This window comes from Methylobacterium organophilum, from assembly GCF_022179465.1.
GTDB classification, from domain to species: Bacteria; Pseudomonadota; Alphaproteobacteria; order Rhizobiales; family Beijerinckiaceae; genus Methylobacterium; species Methylobacterium organophilum.
On record NZ_BPQV01000014.1, the window covers coordinates 159579 to 174097 of the forward strand.

Here is a 14519-nt window from a genome sequence, read left to right on the forward strand (position 1 = left end):
GCTCAGACGAGGCGCAGGGCGGGCCGGGCCGGCCGGCCGCTCTCCCGCGCCTCGGCGGCGGGCGCTTCGCTGGCGGGCTTCGGGCCGACCGCGTGGTAGCGGCGATGGGCGTAGACCAGCCCCTCCGTCTCGGTGGGCTCGGACAGAGCCACGACCTCGCAGAACAGCACGTCGTGGGTGCCGACCGGCTCCCGCTTCACGATGCGGCAATCGAAGGCGATGAGCGCGCCTTCGAGCACCGGCGCCCCGGTCGCGAGGGCGCTCCAGCGGCCGGCGGCGAAGCGCTCGTCCATGGGCGTGCGCCCGCCGAAGGCACCGGCCACCCCCTGCTGCTCGGCCGCGAGCGTGTTGACGCAGAGCGCGTCGTTGCGGGCGACGGCCGGATAGGCGGAGGAGGCGCGGTTCACGCAGACGAGGAGGGTCGGGGGCGCGTCGCTGACGCTGCACACCGCGGAGGCGGTGAAGCCCGCCCGCCCGCCGGGGCCGTCCGTGGTGACGAGATGCACGGCGCTGGCGAGCCGCGCCATGGCCTCGCGATAGGCCCCCGCCGCGATGCCCGGCCGCGCGTCCTGCGCCATCGGATTGGTGTCGGTCATGGGCGGGCCTTTCGCGGGCGGGGTCAGGTCCGGTCGAGGAACCCGAGCAGCGTGCGGTTGAATGCCTCCGGCTGCGTCACGCTGTGGGCGTGGCCACCCTCGGGGGCAAGGTCGAGATGGGCCTTCGGAAGGCAAGCCGCGAGCCGTTCCGAGGCGGTGTAGGGCACGAGCACGTCGTCGCGGGCGGCCATCACCAGGGTCTCATGGCCGATCCGCCCGAGATCGGGTCGCGCATCGAAGCGTTCCAGGGCCGCGATCCGGGCGAACACGTTGGCCGCCCCCGGGAAATGGGCGAGGGCATGGGCCTCGTCCGCCGCCACCCGCTCGGCATGGGCCGAGAGCCAGGGCGCCGGATAGAGGAAGATCGCCTGCGCCCTCACATAGGCCTCCGGCCCGACCGCCGCGAGCAGCGCCTTGCGGGCGGCGAAGCAGCGGCGCGTCGCCGGATCCATCGCGTCCCAGCCGTTGATCACCACGATGCAGCCGACCCGCTCCGGATGGTCGAGGGCGAGCTTCAGGGCGATCAGGCCGCCGAGCGCATGGCCGACGATGTCCGCCTGCGGGATCGCGTGGGCGTCGAGCACGGCGAGGGCGTCCCGCGCCATGGCCGCGATGTCGTGGCCGGGCTCCAGGGCGCCGGGGGAGCGCCCTGTGCCGCGGTGGTCGTAGGTGAGGACCCGGAAACGCGCCGCCAGAGCCGGGATCTGCGGGGCGAAATAGCCCGCCGAGCCCCCCAGCCCCGGGGAGAGCAGGACGGCGCGCCCGCCCTCGCCCTGGATCGCGTGGTGGAGCATCAGGCCGCCTTGCCGAGATGCGCGACGGAGGCGATCTCGACCAGGGCGTCGGGCTTCACCAGCCCGCACTGGATGCAGTAGCGGGCCGGCTTCTCGCCGGGGAAGTACTCGGCATAGACGGCGTTGATCGCGCCGTAATGGGCCCAGTCCTTCAGGAAGATGTGGTTGAAGGTGACGTCGTCCATGCTGCCGCCCGCGGCCTCGACCACGCCCTTGATCGTCTCCAGCACGTGCCGGGTCTGGGCGCTCGCATCGCCCACATGAACGACATTGGCCTCGGCATCGAGGGGCAGCGTGCCCGAGACGTAGAGCACGCCGTCGGCCAGCGTGCCGGGCACGTAGGGCGCGAGCGGCTTGCCGGTGCCGGGCGGGATCACGACGGTCTTGGGCATGGGCGGGACACCTCGGGCAGAATGAACGGGGAGGAAACGGGACTATTCGGCGGCGAGGGCGGCGGCGGGCTTCAGGGCCGCCTGGAAGCTTCCCACGTCGGAGACCCAGCCGAAGAAGGTCTCGATGTTGAGGAGCGCGCCCTCCTGCAGGCTCGGCGGGCCGGCCTGATGGGTCGCGTCGGCGAGGACGATTCCGAAATATTCAAGGAAGAAGCCGTCGCGCAGGGTCGATTCCACGCAGACATTCGTGGCGATGCCGGTGAAGACCAGGGTGCGGATGCCGCGGGCGCGCAGGGTGCTGTCGAGATTGGTGTTGTAGAAGCCGCTGTAGCGCGGCTTCGGCATCAGGATGTCGCCGGGCTGCGGCTTCAGCGCGTCGACCAAGGCGTAGTCCCAGCCGCCCTTGGCCAGCAGGGTGCCGGAGAGTTCCGGCCGCTTGCGCATGGTCTTGAGGGCGTTGGACTTGTGCCAGTTCGGCGAGCCGGGGCCGCCCGCCTCGACATAGGCCGGGTCCCAGCCGTTCTGGAACCAGACGATGGTGATGCCCGCCGCCCGCGCGGCCGCCACGGCCTGGGCGATCTTCTCGATCACCGGCCCCGTGGCCGAGACGTCGAAGCCGGCGAGGTCGAGATAGCCGCCCTTGGTGGCGTAGGCGTTCTGCATGTCGACCACGATCAGCGCGGTCGCGGCCGGGTCGAAGGCGATCGGCTCGGGCCGGGCCTTCAGGGTGGTGCCGCCGAAGCGGCCGGCGGGGTCGCGGTAGCCGGCGGGCGCGTCCATCACGCCACCTCCGCCAGGGCCGCGGGGGCGGACGCCGCGAGGGGGGCGACCTCCGCCGTGATGTGCCGGCGCGTCTTCATGAGCGGCTGGATCCGGGTGCCGAAGGCGTCGAGCCCCTTCAGGAAGTCGTCGAAGGTGAGCAGCACGCCGCCGGTGCCGGGCACCTCGGCCACCTCGTCGAGCATGCGGGCGATGCTGGCATAGGAGCCGACCAGCGTGCCCATGTTGATGTTCACCGCGGAGGTCGGATCGGCCATCTGGCGGATATTGGTGTCGCCGCCGGATTTGGTGTCGACCGCGCCCTGCAGCCCGAGCCAGGCGATCGCCTCCTCGTCGGCGCCGGCCTTGTAATGCTCCCACTTGGCCTGGGCCGCCTCGTCGGTCTCGTCGGCGATGAGCATGAACAGGACGTAGGAGGAGACCTCCCGCCCGGTCGCGGCCTTGGCCTCCTCCAGCCGGGCCACGGTGGGGGCGAAGGCGGTCGGCGTGTTCACGCCCTTGCCGAAGCAGAAATTGTAGTCCGCGTATTTCGCGGTGAAGGCCATGCCCGCCGCGCTCTGGCCGGCGCAGATCACCTTCATCGGCACCTGCGGCTGCGGGCTCAGCCGGCAATCGTCCATCTGGAAATAGGTGCCCTTCAGGTCGCTGCGGCCGGTCTCCCAGAGCTCGCGCAGGATCTGGGCGTATTCCGACAGGTAGTCGTAGCGCTTGGCGAAGAACTCGTCCCCGGGCCAGACGCCCATCTGCGAGTATTCGGGCTTCTGCCAGCCGGTGATCAGGTTGACGCCGAAGCGGCCGTTCGAGATCGAGTCGATGGTCGCGGCCATGCGGGCCGTGATGGCCGGCGGGATGCAGAGCGTCGGCGCGGTGGCGTAGAGCTTGATCCGGCTGGTGACGGCGGCGAGCCCGGCCATCAGGGTGAAGGAATCGAGGTTGTGGTCCCAGAACTCGGTCTTGCCGCCGAAGCCGCGCAGCTTGATCATCGAGAGGGCGAAGTCGAGCCCGTAGCCTTCGGCCTTGAGCGTGACCTGCTTGTTCAGCTCGAAGGTCGGCATGTATTGCGGGGCGTTTTCCGAAATCAGCCAGCCGTTGTTGCCGATCGGGATGAAGACGCCGACGTTCAGGGACTTGGTCATGGCACCCTCGCTGCACCGGCCGCGCTGCCGAAATGGCATCGAGACCTGACGAGTTTCGAGGCCGCGCCGCTTCGGGATGGGCCGAAGACTTGCGGCGACGTGCAACGGTAGCAATTCGGACCAAATGGTCAAACTTCAAACGGCCGATTTTGACCGTTTGCACAAACTCTCCGCGCGATGCCTGCGCTTCGTGCGGGGTTTGCTTGTTCCGGGTGCGGAAATCGGGCGGGGCGGGCAGGGGAGGGGGCGAATCGGGCCGGTTAGCCGCGCGTCTTTCCTCCGCCTTTGGGGAGGGGGCCGCGAAGCGGACGGAGGGGGCCGTCACCGCAGCGGCCAGCATCAAGCGCGGCCCCCACTCCCCCGCGCGGCGCGCGATCCCCCTCGCCCAGGGGGCGCGGCGAGGCGCAGCATCCGGCCCGCGCCGAGATCCGCGCGTCCGGTCGCCGCTTACGGGGAGAGGGCGTCTCGGCTCACGTCAGCCCCAGCCCGGCGAGCACCATGCGCTGGGTCTGGGCCACCGTGGCCTCGAAGAAATCCGGGTCGTCGAGGGTGCGGCCGGTCACGGCCTCCACCTGCGCGGCGAAATCGGCATAGTGCTGGGTGATCGCCCAGATCGCGAAGACGAGGTGGTAGGGGTCGTGGGCGGCGATGCGCTTCTGCGCGATCCAGCCGCGCAGCACCGCGGCCTTGGCCTCCACCAGGGCCCGCAACGGCCCGGCGAGCTCCGCCCGCAGCAGGGAGGCGCCCTGCACGACCTCCAGGCAGAACAGCCGCGAGGCCTGGGGCGCGTCCCGGGAGAGGGTGATCTTGGTGCGGATGTAGCTCTTCAGGGCCTCCGCCGGCTCGCTGTCGGCATCGAGCGCCTGGAGCGGGTCGAGCCAGACGGTCAGCACCCGGCGCAGCACCGCGACGTAGAGCTCTTCCTTGGACGGGAAATAGTAGAGCAGGTTGGTCTTGGAGAGGCCGGCCCGCTCGGCGATCTGGTCCAGGCTCGCCCCGTGCAGGCCGACGGTGGAGAACACCTCGAGCCCGGCATCGAGGATCGCCTCCCGCCGGGCCTCCCCGTCCTTCCGCCTGCGCCGCGTCCCTGCTGCTGCGGCCACGCCGCCCTCCCCCTGCGCGCCGGCTTCGGCCGGCGTCAGGGGGTCCTAGCTCATTTTCCTCGAGCGGGGCGAGCGCCTATTCGAGGCCGCCCACCGCGCTCTCCACCGCCGCGAGGATCGCCCCCGAGCGCAGGAGCGCGAGGGCGTCGACCATCTCGGTGTGGTACCAGCGGTCGCCCGACAGGGAGGGCGCGATCACCGCGCGCACCGCGTCGAGGGCAGCCTGCGTGCCCGTGCCGATCGGGTGCTCCCCCGCCAGCTCGCCGACCAGGGTGAGGGCCTGGGCCGCCATCAGGATCTCGCCGGCGACGATGGCCTGGGCGTTCTGCACCACCGTGCGGGCCTTGCGCGCGCACCAGGTCGAGTTCGAGACATGGTCCTCGGCGTTGGACTTGCCGGGGATCGAATCGACCGAGCCCGGCATCGACAGCGTGCGGTTCTCCATGACCAGGGCCGACATCGAGCATTGCACCGTGGCGTAGCCGGTGTTGAGCCCCTTCTTGCCGGCGAGCAGGTTGCGCGGCAGGCCGTAGCTCATGGTCGGGTCGATCAGGCGGGCGAGGCGGCGCTCGGAGATGGAGCCGAGATCCGTCGTGGCGATGGCGAGCAGGTCCATGGCCTGGGCCACGTAGGCGCCGTGGAAATGGCCGCCGGAGATGCAGGTGTAGCCCCCGGTGCCGTCGGCGAAGATCAGCGGGTTGTCGGTGGCCGAATTGATCTCCGTGCCGATGATCCCGTCGATGTAGCGGAGCGCTTCGCGCACCGGTCCGTGCACCTGGGGCGCGCAGCGCAGGGAATAGACATCCTGCACGCGCGGAGGCGGCACCTGGCCGGGCTGGCGGCTCTCCTCCGGATAGACCGTGAGCCGGGCGGCCTCCGAGCAGCGCTGCGAGTCGCCGATGAGCTTGAGCACGTTGCGGGCGCTCGCCGCCTGACCCTGGTGGGGCCTCGCCGCATGCACCCGCGGGTCGAAGGCGGCCTTCTCCGCGCGCAGGCATTCGAGCGTGAGCGCCAGGGCGATGTCGGCATGCTTGAGCAGGCTCTTGGCGTCCTCCAGGGCGAGCACGCCGACCGCCAGGGACACGGTGGAGCCGTTGATGAGGGCGGAGGCGTCCTTGGCCTCCAGCGCGAAGTCCGGCGGCAGGCCGGCCTTCTCCAGAGCCTGCCGGGCCGGCATGCGCGCACCCTTGTAGAAGGCCTCGGCCTCCGTGAAGCCGCAGACGGCGCCGGCGAGATGGGCAAGCGGCGCGAGGTCGCCCGAGGCGCCGACCGAGCCCTTCTGCGGGATCACCGGCACGATGCCGGCATTGAGGCAGGCGAGCAGCCGCTCGACCACGGCCACGCGGGGGCCGGAATAGTTCGAGGCGAAGGCATTGGCGCGCAGCAGCATGGTGGCGCGCACCACGTCCGTGTCGAAGGGCTCGCCGACGCCGGTGGCGTGGGCATAGACGGTGAGGCGCTGATAGGCCTCCATCTCCGCCATGTGCACCCGCTGGTCCTTGAACAGGCCGACGCCGGTGTTGAAGGCGTACATCAGCGGCGCGTCGTCGTTCATGAAGTTCGCGTCGATATAGGCCCGGGCCGCCTCGAGCTCCCGGCGCGCGCCCGCATCGAGCGCGGCCTCGGCATAGGCGCCCGCGGCGTCGGGACGGGCCACGGCGAGGACGCCCGTCGCGTCCAGGGTGCGCCCGTCGATGGTGGTGGTGCTCGTCACGGCTTGCTCCGGCTTTTCTTTGAGGTCCGTCGGGATCCGGCGGGCCTTTCCCGCCCGGCCGGCCCGCCCGGCCTCCGGGAGGCCGAGAGCAGGAAGCGGGCCGCTTGGGCAGGCTGCATACGCCAGGCGGCTCCGGTTCGCATGCGTCTTGCGCTTCGGCGGGGACTGCCCAAAGAAGGGCCGTTTCCCGTCCGCGAGGCGTCCATCTCCCCGTCAGATCCCTCCCGCGCGGCTCCGGCGCGCCAGCGCTCGCAGGGGCAGGTCGGCCTGAGCGTCGGCCTCGCCGGCGGGGCGAGCCGCATCCGCGACCTCGCCGAGAGCGGGCCCTCGCGCCTGCGCTTCCCGAAGGTCGCGGGCGGGGCGCCGGAGGCCGTCCTCGTCAACACGGCCGGCGGCATCGCCTGCGGCGACCGCTTCACCGTCTCGGCCGAGGTGGGGGAGGGGGCAGCGCTCGTCTTCACCACCACGGCGGCGGAGAAGATCTACCGCTCGGACGGCCCGGTGAGCCGGATCGAGAACCATCTGCGGGTGGGGGCGGGGGGCCGGATCGACTGGCTGCCGCAGGAGACCATCCTCTACGACCAGGCGCGGCTCGCTCGCCGCTTCGAGGCCGATCTCGGGGCGGGCGCCGCGCTGCTGGCCTGCGAGATCCTGGTGCTGGGGCGCGCCGCCCGGGGCGAGACCGTCGCGCAGGGCCTCGTCGAGGACCAGTGGCGGATCCGGCGGCAGGGGCGCCTCGCCTATGCGGATTCCCTGCGCCTGGAGGGCGAGCTGCACGCGCTGATGCGCCGGCCGGCGATCGGCGGCGGCGCCCGGGCGCTCGCCACGCTGATCGATCTCGCGCCCGGCGCCGAGGCCCGCCTCGACGAGGCGCGGGCCCTCCTCGACGATCCGGCGGTGGAGGCGGGGGCGAGCGCCTGGAACGGGCATCTCGCCCTGCGCCTGCTCGCCGCCGACGCCGATGCCCTGCGCCGGCTCTGCGCCCGCTTCCTCACCGCCTGGCGCGGGGCGCCGCTGCCGCGGGTCTGGCAGAGCTGAGCCCCGCCCCCTCCGCTTGAACATCGCTTGATCTTGGGCCGCGCATGATCCTTGCTGGCGCCGACCCCGATCCGCGCCCCACCGGAACGAGACGCCCGTGCTCCTGACTCCCCGCGAGAAAGACAAGCTCCTCATCGCCATGGCCGCGCAGGTGGCCCGCAACCGGCTCGGCCGGGGCGTGAAGCTCAACCACCCGGAGGCGGTGGCGCTGATCACCGACTTCGTGGTCGAGGGCGCCCGCGACGGCCGCTCCGTGGCCGAGCTGATGCAGGCCGGCGCCACCGTGCTCGACGCCTCCCAGGTGATGGAGGGGGTGGCCGAGATGATCCACGACATCCAGGTCGAGGCGACCTTCCCCGACGGCACCAAGCTCGTCACCGTCCATCACCCGATCCGGGGCGCGGCCTCCGCGGACGTGCCCGGCACGGTGACGACGCAGCCCGGCGAGATCGTGTTCAACGCGGATGCCGAGCGCACGGTGATCGCGGTGGCCAATACCGGCGACCGGCCGATCCAGGTCGGCTCGCACTACCATTTCTACGAGGTCAATCCGGGCCTCGTGTTCGAGCGTGCACAGGCCCGCGGCAAGCGCCTCGACATCGCCCCCGGCACCGCCGTGCGCTTCGAGCCCGGCGCGACCCGGGAGGTGACCCTGGTGCCGCTCTCGGGCGGGCGCACGGTCTACGGCTTCCGCGGCGACGTGATGGGGCGCCTCTGAGATGTCCAACACCCCCAAGCCCGCCAGCCTGCCCCGGGCGGCCTATGCCGACATGTTCGGCCCCACCACCGGCGACCGGATCCGCCTCGCCGATACCTGCCTGGAGATCGAGATCGAGCGCGACCTCACCACCTACGGCGAGGAGGTGAAGTTCGGCGGCGGCAAGGTCATCCGCGACGGCATGGGCCAGTCCCAGGCGACCAATGCGGAGGGCGCGGTCGATACCGTCATCACCAACGCGGTGGTGCTCGACCATTGGGGCATCGTGAAATGCGATGTCGGTATCGTGCGCGGCCGCATCGCCAAGCTCGGCAAGGCCGGCAACCCGGACGTGCAGCCGAACGTCGACATCGTGGTCGGGCCCGGCACCGAGGTGATCGCGGGCGAGGGCAAGATCCTCACCGCCGGGGGCTTCGACAGCCACATCCACTTCATCTGCCCGCAGCAGATCGAGGAGGCGCTCTGCTCCGGCGTCACCACCATGCTCGGCGGCGGCACCGGCCCGGCCCACGGCACCTTCGCCACCACCTGCACCCCCGGCCCCTGGCACATCGCCCGGATGATCGAGGCGGCCGACGCCTTCCCGATGAACCTCGCCTTCGCCGGCAAGGGCAACGCCTCGGTGCCGGGCGCGCTGGAGGAGATGATCCGGGCGGGGGCCTGCGCGCTCAAGCTTCACGAGGATTGGGGCACGACGCCGGCCGCGATCGATGCCTGCCTGTCGGTGGCGGATGCGCACGACATCCAGGTCATGATCCACACCGACACGCTCAACGAATCGGGCTTCGTCGAGGACACGATCGCCGCCTTCAAGGGCCGCACCATCCACGCCTTCCACACGGAAGGGGCGGGGGGCGGGCACGCGCCGGACATCATCAAGGTGGCGGGCCTGCCCAACGTGCTGCCCTCCTCGACCAACCCGACCCGGCCCTTCACCAAGAACACCATCGACGAGCATCTCGACATGCTGATGGTGTGCCACCACCTCGACCCGTCGATCCCGGAAGACCTCGCCTTCGCCGAGAGCCGCATCCGCAAGGAGACGATCGCCGCCGAGGACATCCTGCACGACATCGGCGCGCTCTCGATGATGTCCTCGGACAGCCAGGCCATGGGCCGGGTCGGCGAGGTCATCATCCGCACCTGGCAGACCGCCGACAAGATGAAGCGCCAGCGGGGGAGCCTGCCCGGCGACGCCTCGGGCAACGACAACCTGCGGGCCCGCCGCTACGTCGCCAAATACACGATCAACCCGGCCATCGCGCACGGGGTCTCCAGGCACATCGGCTCGGTGGAGCCGGGCAAGCTCGCCGACCTCGTGCTGTGGAGCCCGGCCTTCTTCGGGGTGAAGCCGGACCTCGTGCTCAAGGGCGGCGCCATCGCCACGGCGCCGATGGGCGATCCCAACGCCTCGATCCCGACGCCCCAGCCGGTGCATTACCGCCCGATGTTCGGCAGCTTCGGCCGGGTCCCCTTCGCCACGGCGCTCACCTTCGTGTCGAAGGCGGCGATCGAGGACGGCCTGCGCGAGCGCCTGGGCGTATCCAAGGAGTTCGTCGCGGTGGAGAACGTCCGCGGCGGCATCTCGAAGAAGAGCCTCATCCTCAACGACGCCACCCCGGTGATCGAGGTCGATCCCGAGACCTACGACGTCCGCGCCGACGGAGAGCTTCTGGTGTGCGAGCCCGCCGAGGTTCTGCCGATGGCGCAGCGGTATTTCCTGTTCTGAGGTAGGATCGGGCGCGATGACGGGAGGCCCCGCATGACCAAGGCCGCGCTGAAGCCGCCACCGGCGGCCGATCTCTACGGGACGGATTTCCATGCCTGGCGGATCGGCCGGATCCTGAAATCGAGCCCCAGCCTGAAAAAATATCCGGCCGAGGTCTTTTCGGAGAGCTATCTCGCCGGCCGGCTCGAAGCGGCCCGGGAGACGGGGATCGACTTCAGCCTCTTCCCGGAACAGCCTCCCTTCACGGTCGAGCAGGCGCTCGATCCGGATTTCCTGCCGAAGGAGCCCGGTCTCCTCGATCCGTCCCGGATTCCATGATCCGCGCCACCCGCGTCATCCGCCGCGACGCCCTTACCGGCGGCGAGATCGTCGACCGCATCGTGCTCGATTCCGGCGACCGCCACCGCCGCCGCATGACGATGCAGGCGGTGGGCGGCACGCGCTTCCTGCTCGATCTGCCGGAGGCGGCCGTGCTCGAGGACGGCGACGCCCTTGCCCTGGAGGATGGCCGCCTCGTCTGGGTCGAGGCGGCCCCGGAACGGCTGCTCGAGATCCGCGCCGCCAGCCCGCTCGCCCTCAAGCGGCTGATCTGGCACATCGGCAACCGGCACATCCCCGCCGAGATCGGGGAGGAGGCGGTCTTCATCGGCTTCGACCACGTGCTCGCCGAGATGGTGCGGGGCCTGGGCGGAAGCGCCGAGCCGGTGACGCGTCCGTTCCGCCCGGAAGGCGGCGCCTATGCCGGCGGGCACGGGCATGCCCATGGGCACGCCCACGAGCATGGCGACGGCCACGGGCACGATCATCACCACGGGCACCCTCACCACCATGGTTGAGGCGGGCACGGTCGAGGCGGGGATGGAGGCGCTCCGGCTGATGGCCTGGCTGTCGCCGACCTATCCGGTCGGGGCCTTCGCCTATTCGCACGGGCTCGAATGGGCCGTGGAGATCGGCGACATCCGGGACGAGGCGAGCCTGTCGGAGTGGCTCGGCGACGTGCTGGAGCGGGGCGCGGGGCGCAACGACATGATCCTCTGCGGCGCCGCCCACCGGGCCTGTGGGCAGGAGGCGGCGCTGGCCGCGCTCAACGACCTCGCCCTGGCCCTGGCACCCTCGCGGGAACTGCATCTGGAGGCGAGCCAGCAGGGCCGCAGCTTCCTCGACGCCACCCTCGCCGCCTGGCCCTGCCCGGCGCTCGCCCGGGCCGCGGCGGCGCTGCCCGGCCCCGTCGCCTACCCGGTCGCGGTCGGGGCGGCGGCGGGCGCCCACGGCATGGGCCGGCGCGCCACCGTCTCCGCCTACGGCCTCGCCTTCGTGCAGAACCTCGTCTCGGCGGCCCTGCGCGTCGCCCCCATCGGCCAGAGCGCCGGCACCCGCCTCATCGCCGGCCTGAGCCCCCGCGTGGCGGCGCTCGCCGCCGCGACCGACGATCTCGGCCCCGAGGATCTCGGGGCGGCGACCCTGCGCGTCGATCTCGGCTCCTTCCGGCACGAGACGCAGTATTCCCGCATCTTCCGCTCCTGAGGACACCGCAATGGCATCCGCGCACGGCCCCGCACATGGCCCCCTCCGCGTCGGCATCGGCGGCCCCGTCGGCTCCGGCAAGACCGCGCTGATGGAGCAGCTCTGCAAGCGCTTCCGCGACACCTACGAGATCTGCGCCATCACCAACGACATCTACACGAAGGAGGATGCCCGCCTCCTCACCGTGGCCGGCGCCCTGCCGGAGGAGCGCATCATGGGCGTCGAGACCGGCGGCTGCCCGCATACCGCGATCCGCGAGGATGCCTCGATCAACCTCGCCGCGGTGGCGGAGATGCGCCGCCGCTTTCCGAAGCTCGACCTCGTGCTGATCGAGTCGGGCGGCGACAACCTCGCCGCGACCTTCTCGCCGGAGCTCGCCGACATCACGCTCTACGTCATCGACGTGGCGGGCGGGGAGAAGATCCCGCGCAAGGGCGGCCCGGGCATCACCCGCTCGGACCTGCTCATCGTCAACAAGACCGACCTCGCGCCCCTGGTCGGCGCCGATCTCGCGGTGATGGAAGCCGACACGCAGCGCATGCGCGGCACGCGGCCCTACGTGTTCTCCTCCCTGCGGGAGGGCCGGGGGGCGGATGCCATCGCGCGCTTCGTGGTCGAGGCCGGCGGCCTGACCTGAGGCCGCCGGGCCCGCTTCCGGGCTCTCCCCCGCGCGGCGCGGGGGAGAGCCGGATCGTCAGGCCGCCTCGAACAGCGGCACCAGCTCCATCGCGGGCACGGTGACGAGGCCCTTGTCGGTGATGCGGATCTCCGGGATCACCGAGAGCGGGATCAGGTTGAAGCCCATATAGGGGATGGCGCAGCCGGCCTCCGCCCAGGCCGCCTTCACGGCCCGCAACTCGTCGGCGACGACGCCGACCCGCTTGTCGGACATCAGCCCGGCGATGGGCAGCGGCACCATGGCGACGACCGCCCCGTCCGCCACCACGCAGACCCCGCCCTGGGCGGCGCGCAGGGCCTCCAGCGCCACCCGCATGTCGGCCTCGTTCAGGCCCGCCACGATGATGTTGTGGGAATCGTGCCCGACGCTGCTCGCCACGGCCCCGCGCTTCAGGCCGAAGGCCCGGAGCAGGCCATGGGCGACCTTGCCGTGGAAGCCGTGCCGCTCGATCACCGCCACGTGGCAGAGATCGTTGGCGGCGAGGGTCGCGGCCCAGTCCGCCCCGGGGGTGAGGGCGAGGCGCTCGTGCTTGAGCTCGATGCCCGGCAGCACCGTGCGGATCGCGTTCACGCGGCAGGGCCCCTCCGGCAGGGGCGGCACCAGGGCGGGCAGGGGATCGGGCAGGCGCACGGTGGCATAGGCCGGGGCGGGATAGCGGTAGGGCTTCTCCAGGGCCGCCTCCAGCCGCGGGGTGGGCTTGCGGCCCTCCACCACCAGCTCGCCGCCATACCAGGTCGCCTGGGGCACGAGATCGTCGTCGAGGAGCACGAGATCGGCCCGGCGCCCGCCGCCGAGGCCGCCGATCTCGCCGTCGAGATGGAAGCGCGTCGCCGGGTGGAGCGAGCCCATCGACCAGGCGGCGGCCTTCGGGATGCCGTGCTCGACCGCCTGGCGCACCACCCAGTCGAGGCCGTGGTCGAGGAGGTCGTCCGCGTCGCGGTCGTCGGTGCAGGCGCAGACCCGCTTCCAGGCCGCGCCGTAATCCGTCACCGTGCCGATCGCCTTGGGCAGGGAATGCCAGGGCGTGGCCGGCGGGCCGCCGCGCAGGAAGATCCAGAGGCCGGCCTCGAGCAGGTCGTCGGCGATGTCGCGGTCGATCGCCTCGTGCGTGTCGGTGACGCCGCTCGCCGCGTAAGCGGCCACGAAGTCGCGCCCGTAGATGTGGCCCGAGACCGGCCGGCCCCGCTCCAGGGCCGCGGCGATGATGGCATGCGCCCGCGGGTCGCCCATGGCCACCGCCACGAAATCCATCTTCTCGCCCAGCGCCAGGGCCTCCGGCCACGTGTCGAACAGGGCCGCGATCTTCTCCGGCGTCAGGTCGCCGCCGGCGGTCTCGAGCTCCGGGGTGGTGGCGGGCACGGTGCTCGGCACGGTGAGGTAGATGTTGAGGGGCGCCACCCTCGCATCCTCGAGCATCCACTCGACGCCGTTGGCGTCGAGCACGTTGCCGATCTCGTGGCTGTCGCAGAACACCGTGGTGGTGCCGTTGATGAGCGCCGCCTCCGCATAGGCGCAGGCGGTGATCATGCTGCTCTCGATATGCAGGTGCGGGTCGACGAGGCCCGGGGCGATCAGGCCGCCGGCGGCGTCGTAGCGGGGGGCGCTGCCCCGGTAGCTGCCGGCGGGCTTCAGGGCGGCGATGCGCCCGCCCGCGATCCAGAGCTCCCGGTCGGGCAGGATGCGCTCGGAATAGGTCGAGAGGACCCGGGCGCCGGTGATCACCAGATCCGCCTCGGAGCGGGCTCCGGCGACATCGGCGAGCCGCCTCGTCAGCCTGTGCAGGGGGGAAACGGCGAAACGGTTGAGCGGGCTGTCCGTCATCAGAGCCTTGGCCTTCCTCGACACGCCACCCCCGCACACATCATGCCACCCCCACGACAACATCTCAGGCGGGAGGGTTGAAGAGATCTCCGTCAGAACGAACCCTCGGCCCAAAGGACCACGATCACCGCCGGATGCGAAGGCTCGCCCCCGACGCACTACGGCGCAGCCGTTCCGCATATGAAGCCGAACGGCCGGCCCCATGCCAGGTGGCGAACCAGATCTGCAATTCGGCATTAGCATGGCCTTGCAAATCCCGAACGAAGGACTTAGACACCCGGCTCACCGGCGGCCAACACAGCCGCCGCAGGCGCCCGTAGCTCAGCTGGATAGAGCACCAGACTACGAATCTGGGGGTCAGAGGTTCGAATCCTTTCGGGCGCGCCATTATATTCCTAAGCCATTGTCTGGCTGGAATTTCTGCTAAAATCAGTACCTTAGGCCGCCGCCGGTCATGCAATCGGGCGGTGCAAACGGGCCATGGCGCTGATGTCG

At 71.3% G+C, this 14519-nt stretch carries 15 protein-coding genes and 1 tRNA gene; 8 read left to right on the forward strand and 8 right to left on the reverse strand.

What is annotated here, in order from left to right; all coding sequences use genetic code 11:
• Positions 1–2 precede the first annotated feature (2 nt).
• The 7 genes from MFF21_RS20850 to MFF21_RS20880 form a co-directional block, all read right to left on the reverse strand.
• A complete protein-coding gene (locus MFF21_RS20850) occupies positions 3–596 on the reverse strand; it encodes a flavin reductase (protein ID WP_238313618.1) in 594 nt (197 codons plus the stop codon).
• Positions 597–619: 23 nt separating this feature from the next.
• The gene (gene rutD, locus MFF21_RS20855; protein WP_238313620.1) at positions 620–1390 is read right to left on the reverse strand and encodes a pyrimidine utilization protein D; all 771 of its coding nucleotides are present in this window, start codon (positions 1388–1390) and stop codon (positions 620–622) included.
• Positions 1390–1782, reverse strand: a complete 393-nt coding sequence (gene rutC, locus MFF21_RS20860; RefSeq protein ID WP_238313622.1) for a pyrimidine utilization protein C — start codon at positions 1780–1782, stop codon at positions 1390–1392. Before rutC ends, rutD begins: the two co-directional genes overlap by 1 nt.
• Positions 1783–1824: 42 nt before the next feature.
• Positions 1825–2562, reverse strand: coding sequence for a pyrimidine utilization protein B (gene rutB, locus MFF21_RS20865; protein WP_238313624.1), 738 nt, complete (start codon positions 2560–2562; stop codon positions 1825–1827).
• Positions 2562–3686 carry a pyrimidine utilization protein A gene (gene rutA / locus MFF21_RS20870; protein WP_238313659.1) on the reverse strand — a complete coding sequence of 375 codons (1125 nt, stop codon included), beginning with the start codon at positions 3684–3686 and terminating at the stop codon, positions 2562–2564. Before rutA ends, rutB begins: the two co-directional genes overlap by 1 nt.
• A gap of 482 nt (positions 3687–4168) precedes the next feature.
• On the reverse strand, positions 4169–4801 hold the full coding sequence (rutR, locus tag MFF21_RS20875; RefSeq protein WP_238313626.1) for an HTH-type transcriptional regulator RutR: 633 nt from the start codon (positions 4799–4801) through the stop codon (positions 4169–4171).
• Positions 4802–4877: 76 nt separating this feature from the next.
• Entirely contained in the window at positions 4878–6515 is a 1638-nt protein-coding gene (locus MFF21_RS20880) for an HAL/PAL/TAL family ammonia-lyase (RefSeq protein WP_238313628.1), read from the reverse strand.
• Positions 6516–6656: 141 nt separating this feature from the next.
• On the opposite strand from MFF21_RS20880, the gene MFF21_RS20885 reads away from it, so the two are divergent.
• The 7 genes from MFF21_RS20885 (at position 6657) to ureG (ending at position 12161) form a co-directional block, all read left to right on the forward strand.
• The gene (locus tag MFF21_RS20885; RefSeq protein WP_238313630.1) at positions 6657–7553 is read left to right on the forward strand and encodes an urease accessory protein UreD; all 897 of its coding nucleotides are present in this window, start codon (positions 6657–6659) and stop codon (positions 7551–7553) included.
• 97 nt (positions 7554–7650) lie between these two features.
• Positions 7651–8271, forward strand: coding sequence for an urease subunit gamma (locus tag MFF21_RS20890; RefSeq protein WP_238313632.1), 621 nt, complete (start codon positions 7651–7653; stop codon positions 8269–8271).
• A 1-nt stretch (position 8272) separates the two neighbouring features.
• A complete protein-coding gene (ureC, locus tag MFF21_RS20895; RefSeq protein WP_238313634.1) occupies positions 8273–10000 on the forward strand; it encodes an urease subunit alpha in 1728 nt (575 codons plus the stop codon).
• Between the two features lie 33 nt (positions 10001–10033).
• Complete coding sequence (locus tag MFF21_RS20900) at positions 10034–10318, forward strand: DUF29 domain-containing protein (RefSeq protein ID WP_238313636.1); 285 nt, start codon at positions 10034–10036, stop codon at positions 10316–10318.
• The gene (locus MFF21_RS20905) at positions 10315–10836 is read left to right on the forward strand and encodes an urease accessory protein UreE (protein WP_238313638.1); all 522 of its coding nucleotides are present in this window, start codon (positions 10315–10317) and stop codon (positions 10834–10836) included. Before MFF21_RS20900 ends, MFF21_RS20905 begins: the two co-directional genes overlap by 4 nt.
• Positions 10829–11524 (forward strand): urease accessory protein UreF, encoded by a 696-nt coding sequence (locus MFF21_RS20910; RefSeq protein WP_238313660.1) that lies wholly within the window; start codon positions 10829–10831, stop codon positions 11522–11524. Before MFF21_RS20905 ends, MFF21_RS20910 begins: the two co-directional genes overlap by 8 nt.
• Positions 11525–11534: 10 nt before the next feature.
• A complete protein-coding gene (gene ureG / locus MFF21_RS20915; protein ID WP_238313640.1) occupies positions 11535–12161 on the forward strand; it encodes an urease accessory protein UreG in 627 nt (208 codons plus the stop codon).
• A gap of 57 nt (positions 12162–12218) precedes the next feature.
• Here the strand turns inward: ureG and MFF21_RS20920 are convergent, their stop codons facing one another.
• Positions 12219–14024 carry an adenine deaminase C-terminal domain-containing protein gene (locus MFF21_RS20920; RefSeq protein WP_238313642.1) on the reverse strand — a complete coding sequence of 602 codons (1806 nt, stop codon included), beginning with the start codon at positions 14022–14024 and terminating at the stop codon, positions 12219–12221.
• 310 nt (positions 14025–14334) lie between these two features.
• Between MFF21_RS20920 and MFF21_RS20925 the strand changes: the two genes are divergently transcribed.
• Positions 14335–14411: transfer RNA gene (locus MFF21_RS20925), tRNA-Arg, on the forward strand.
• Positions 14412–14519: the final 108 nt, after the last annotated feature.

Bases quoted from the DNA above. Each gene is read 5' to 3' on its own strand.
- MFF21_RS20900 (WP_238313636.1), top strand. From the start codon at position 10,034: ATGACCAAGGCCGCGCTGAAGCCGCCACCGGCGGCCGATCTCTACGGG.
- rutC (WP_238313622.1), bottom strand. From the start codon at position 1,782: ATGCCCAAGACCGTCGTGATCCCGCCCGGCACCGGCAAGCCGCTCGCG.
- rutD (WP_238313620.1), bottom strand. From the start codon at position 1,390: ATGCTCCACCACGCGATCCAGGGCGAGGGCGGGCGCGCCGTCCTGCTC.
- ureG (WP_238313640.1), top strand. From the start codon at position 11,535: ATGGCATCCGCGCACGGCCCCGCACATGGCCCCCTCCGCGTCGGCATC.
- rutB (WP_238313624.1), bottom strand. From the start codon at position 2,562: ATGGACGCGCCCGCCGGCTACCGCGACCCCGCCGGCCGCTTCGGCGGC.
- ureC (WP_238313634.1), top strand. From the start codon at position 8,273: ATGTCCAACACCCCCAAGCCCGCCAGCCTGCCCCGGGCGGCCTATGCC.
- MFF21_RS20850 (WP_238313618.1), bottom strand. From the start codon at position 596: ATGACCGACACCAATCCGATGGCGCAGGACGCGCGGCCGGGCATCGCG.
- MFF21_RS20905 (WP_238313638.1), top strand. From the start codon at position 10,315: ATGATCCGCGCCACCCGCGTCATCCGCCGCGACGCCCTTACCGGCGGC.
- MFF21_RS20910 (WP_238313660.1), top strand. From the start codon at position 10,829: ATGGTTGAGGCGGGCACGGTCGAGGCGGGGATGGAGGCGCTCCGGCTG.
- MFF21_RS20885 (WP_238313630.1), top strand. From the start codon at position 6,657: ATGCGTCTTGCGCTTCGGCGGGGACTGCCCAAAGAAGGGCCGTTTCCC.
- MFF21_RS20920 (WP_238313642.1), bottom strand. From the start codon at position 14,024: ATGACGGACAGCCCGCTCAACCGTTTCGCCGTTTCCCCCCTGCACAGG.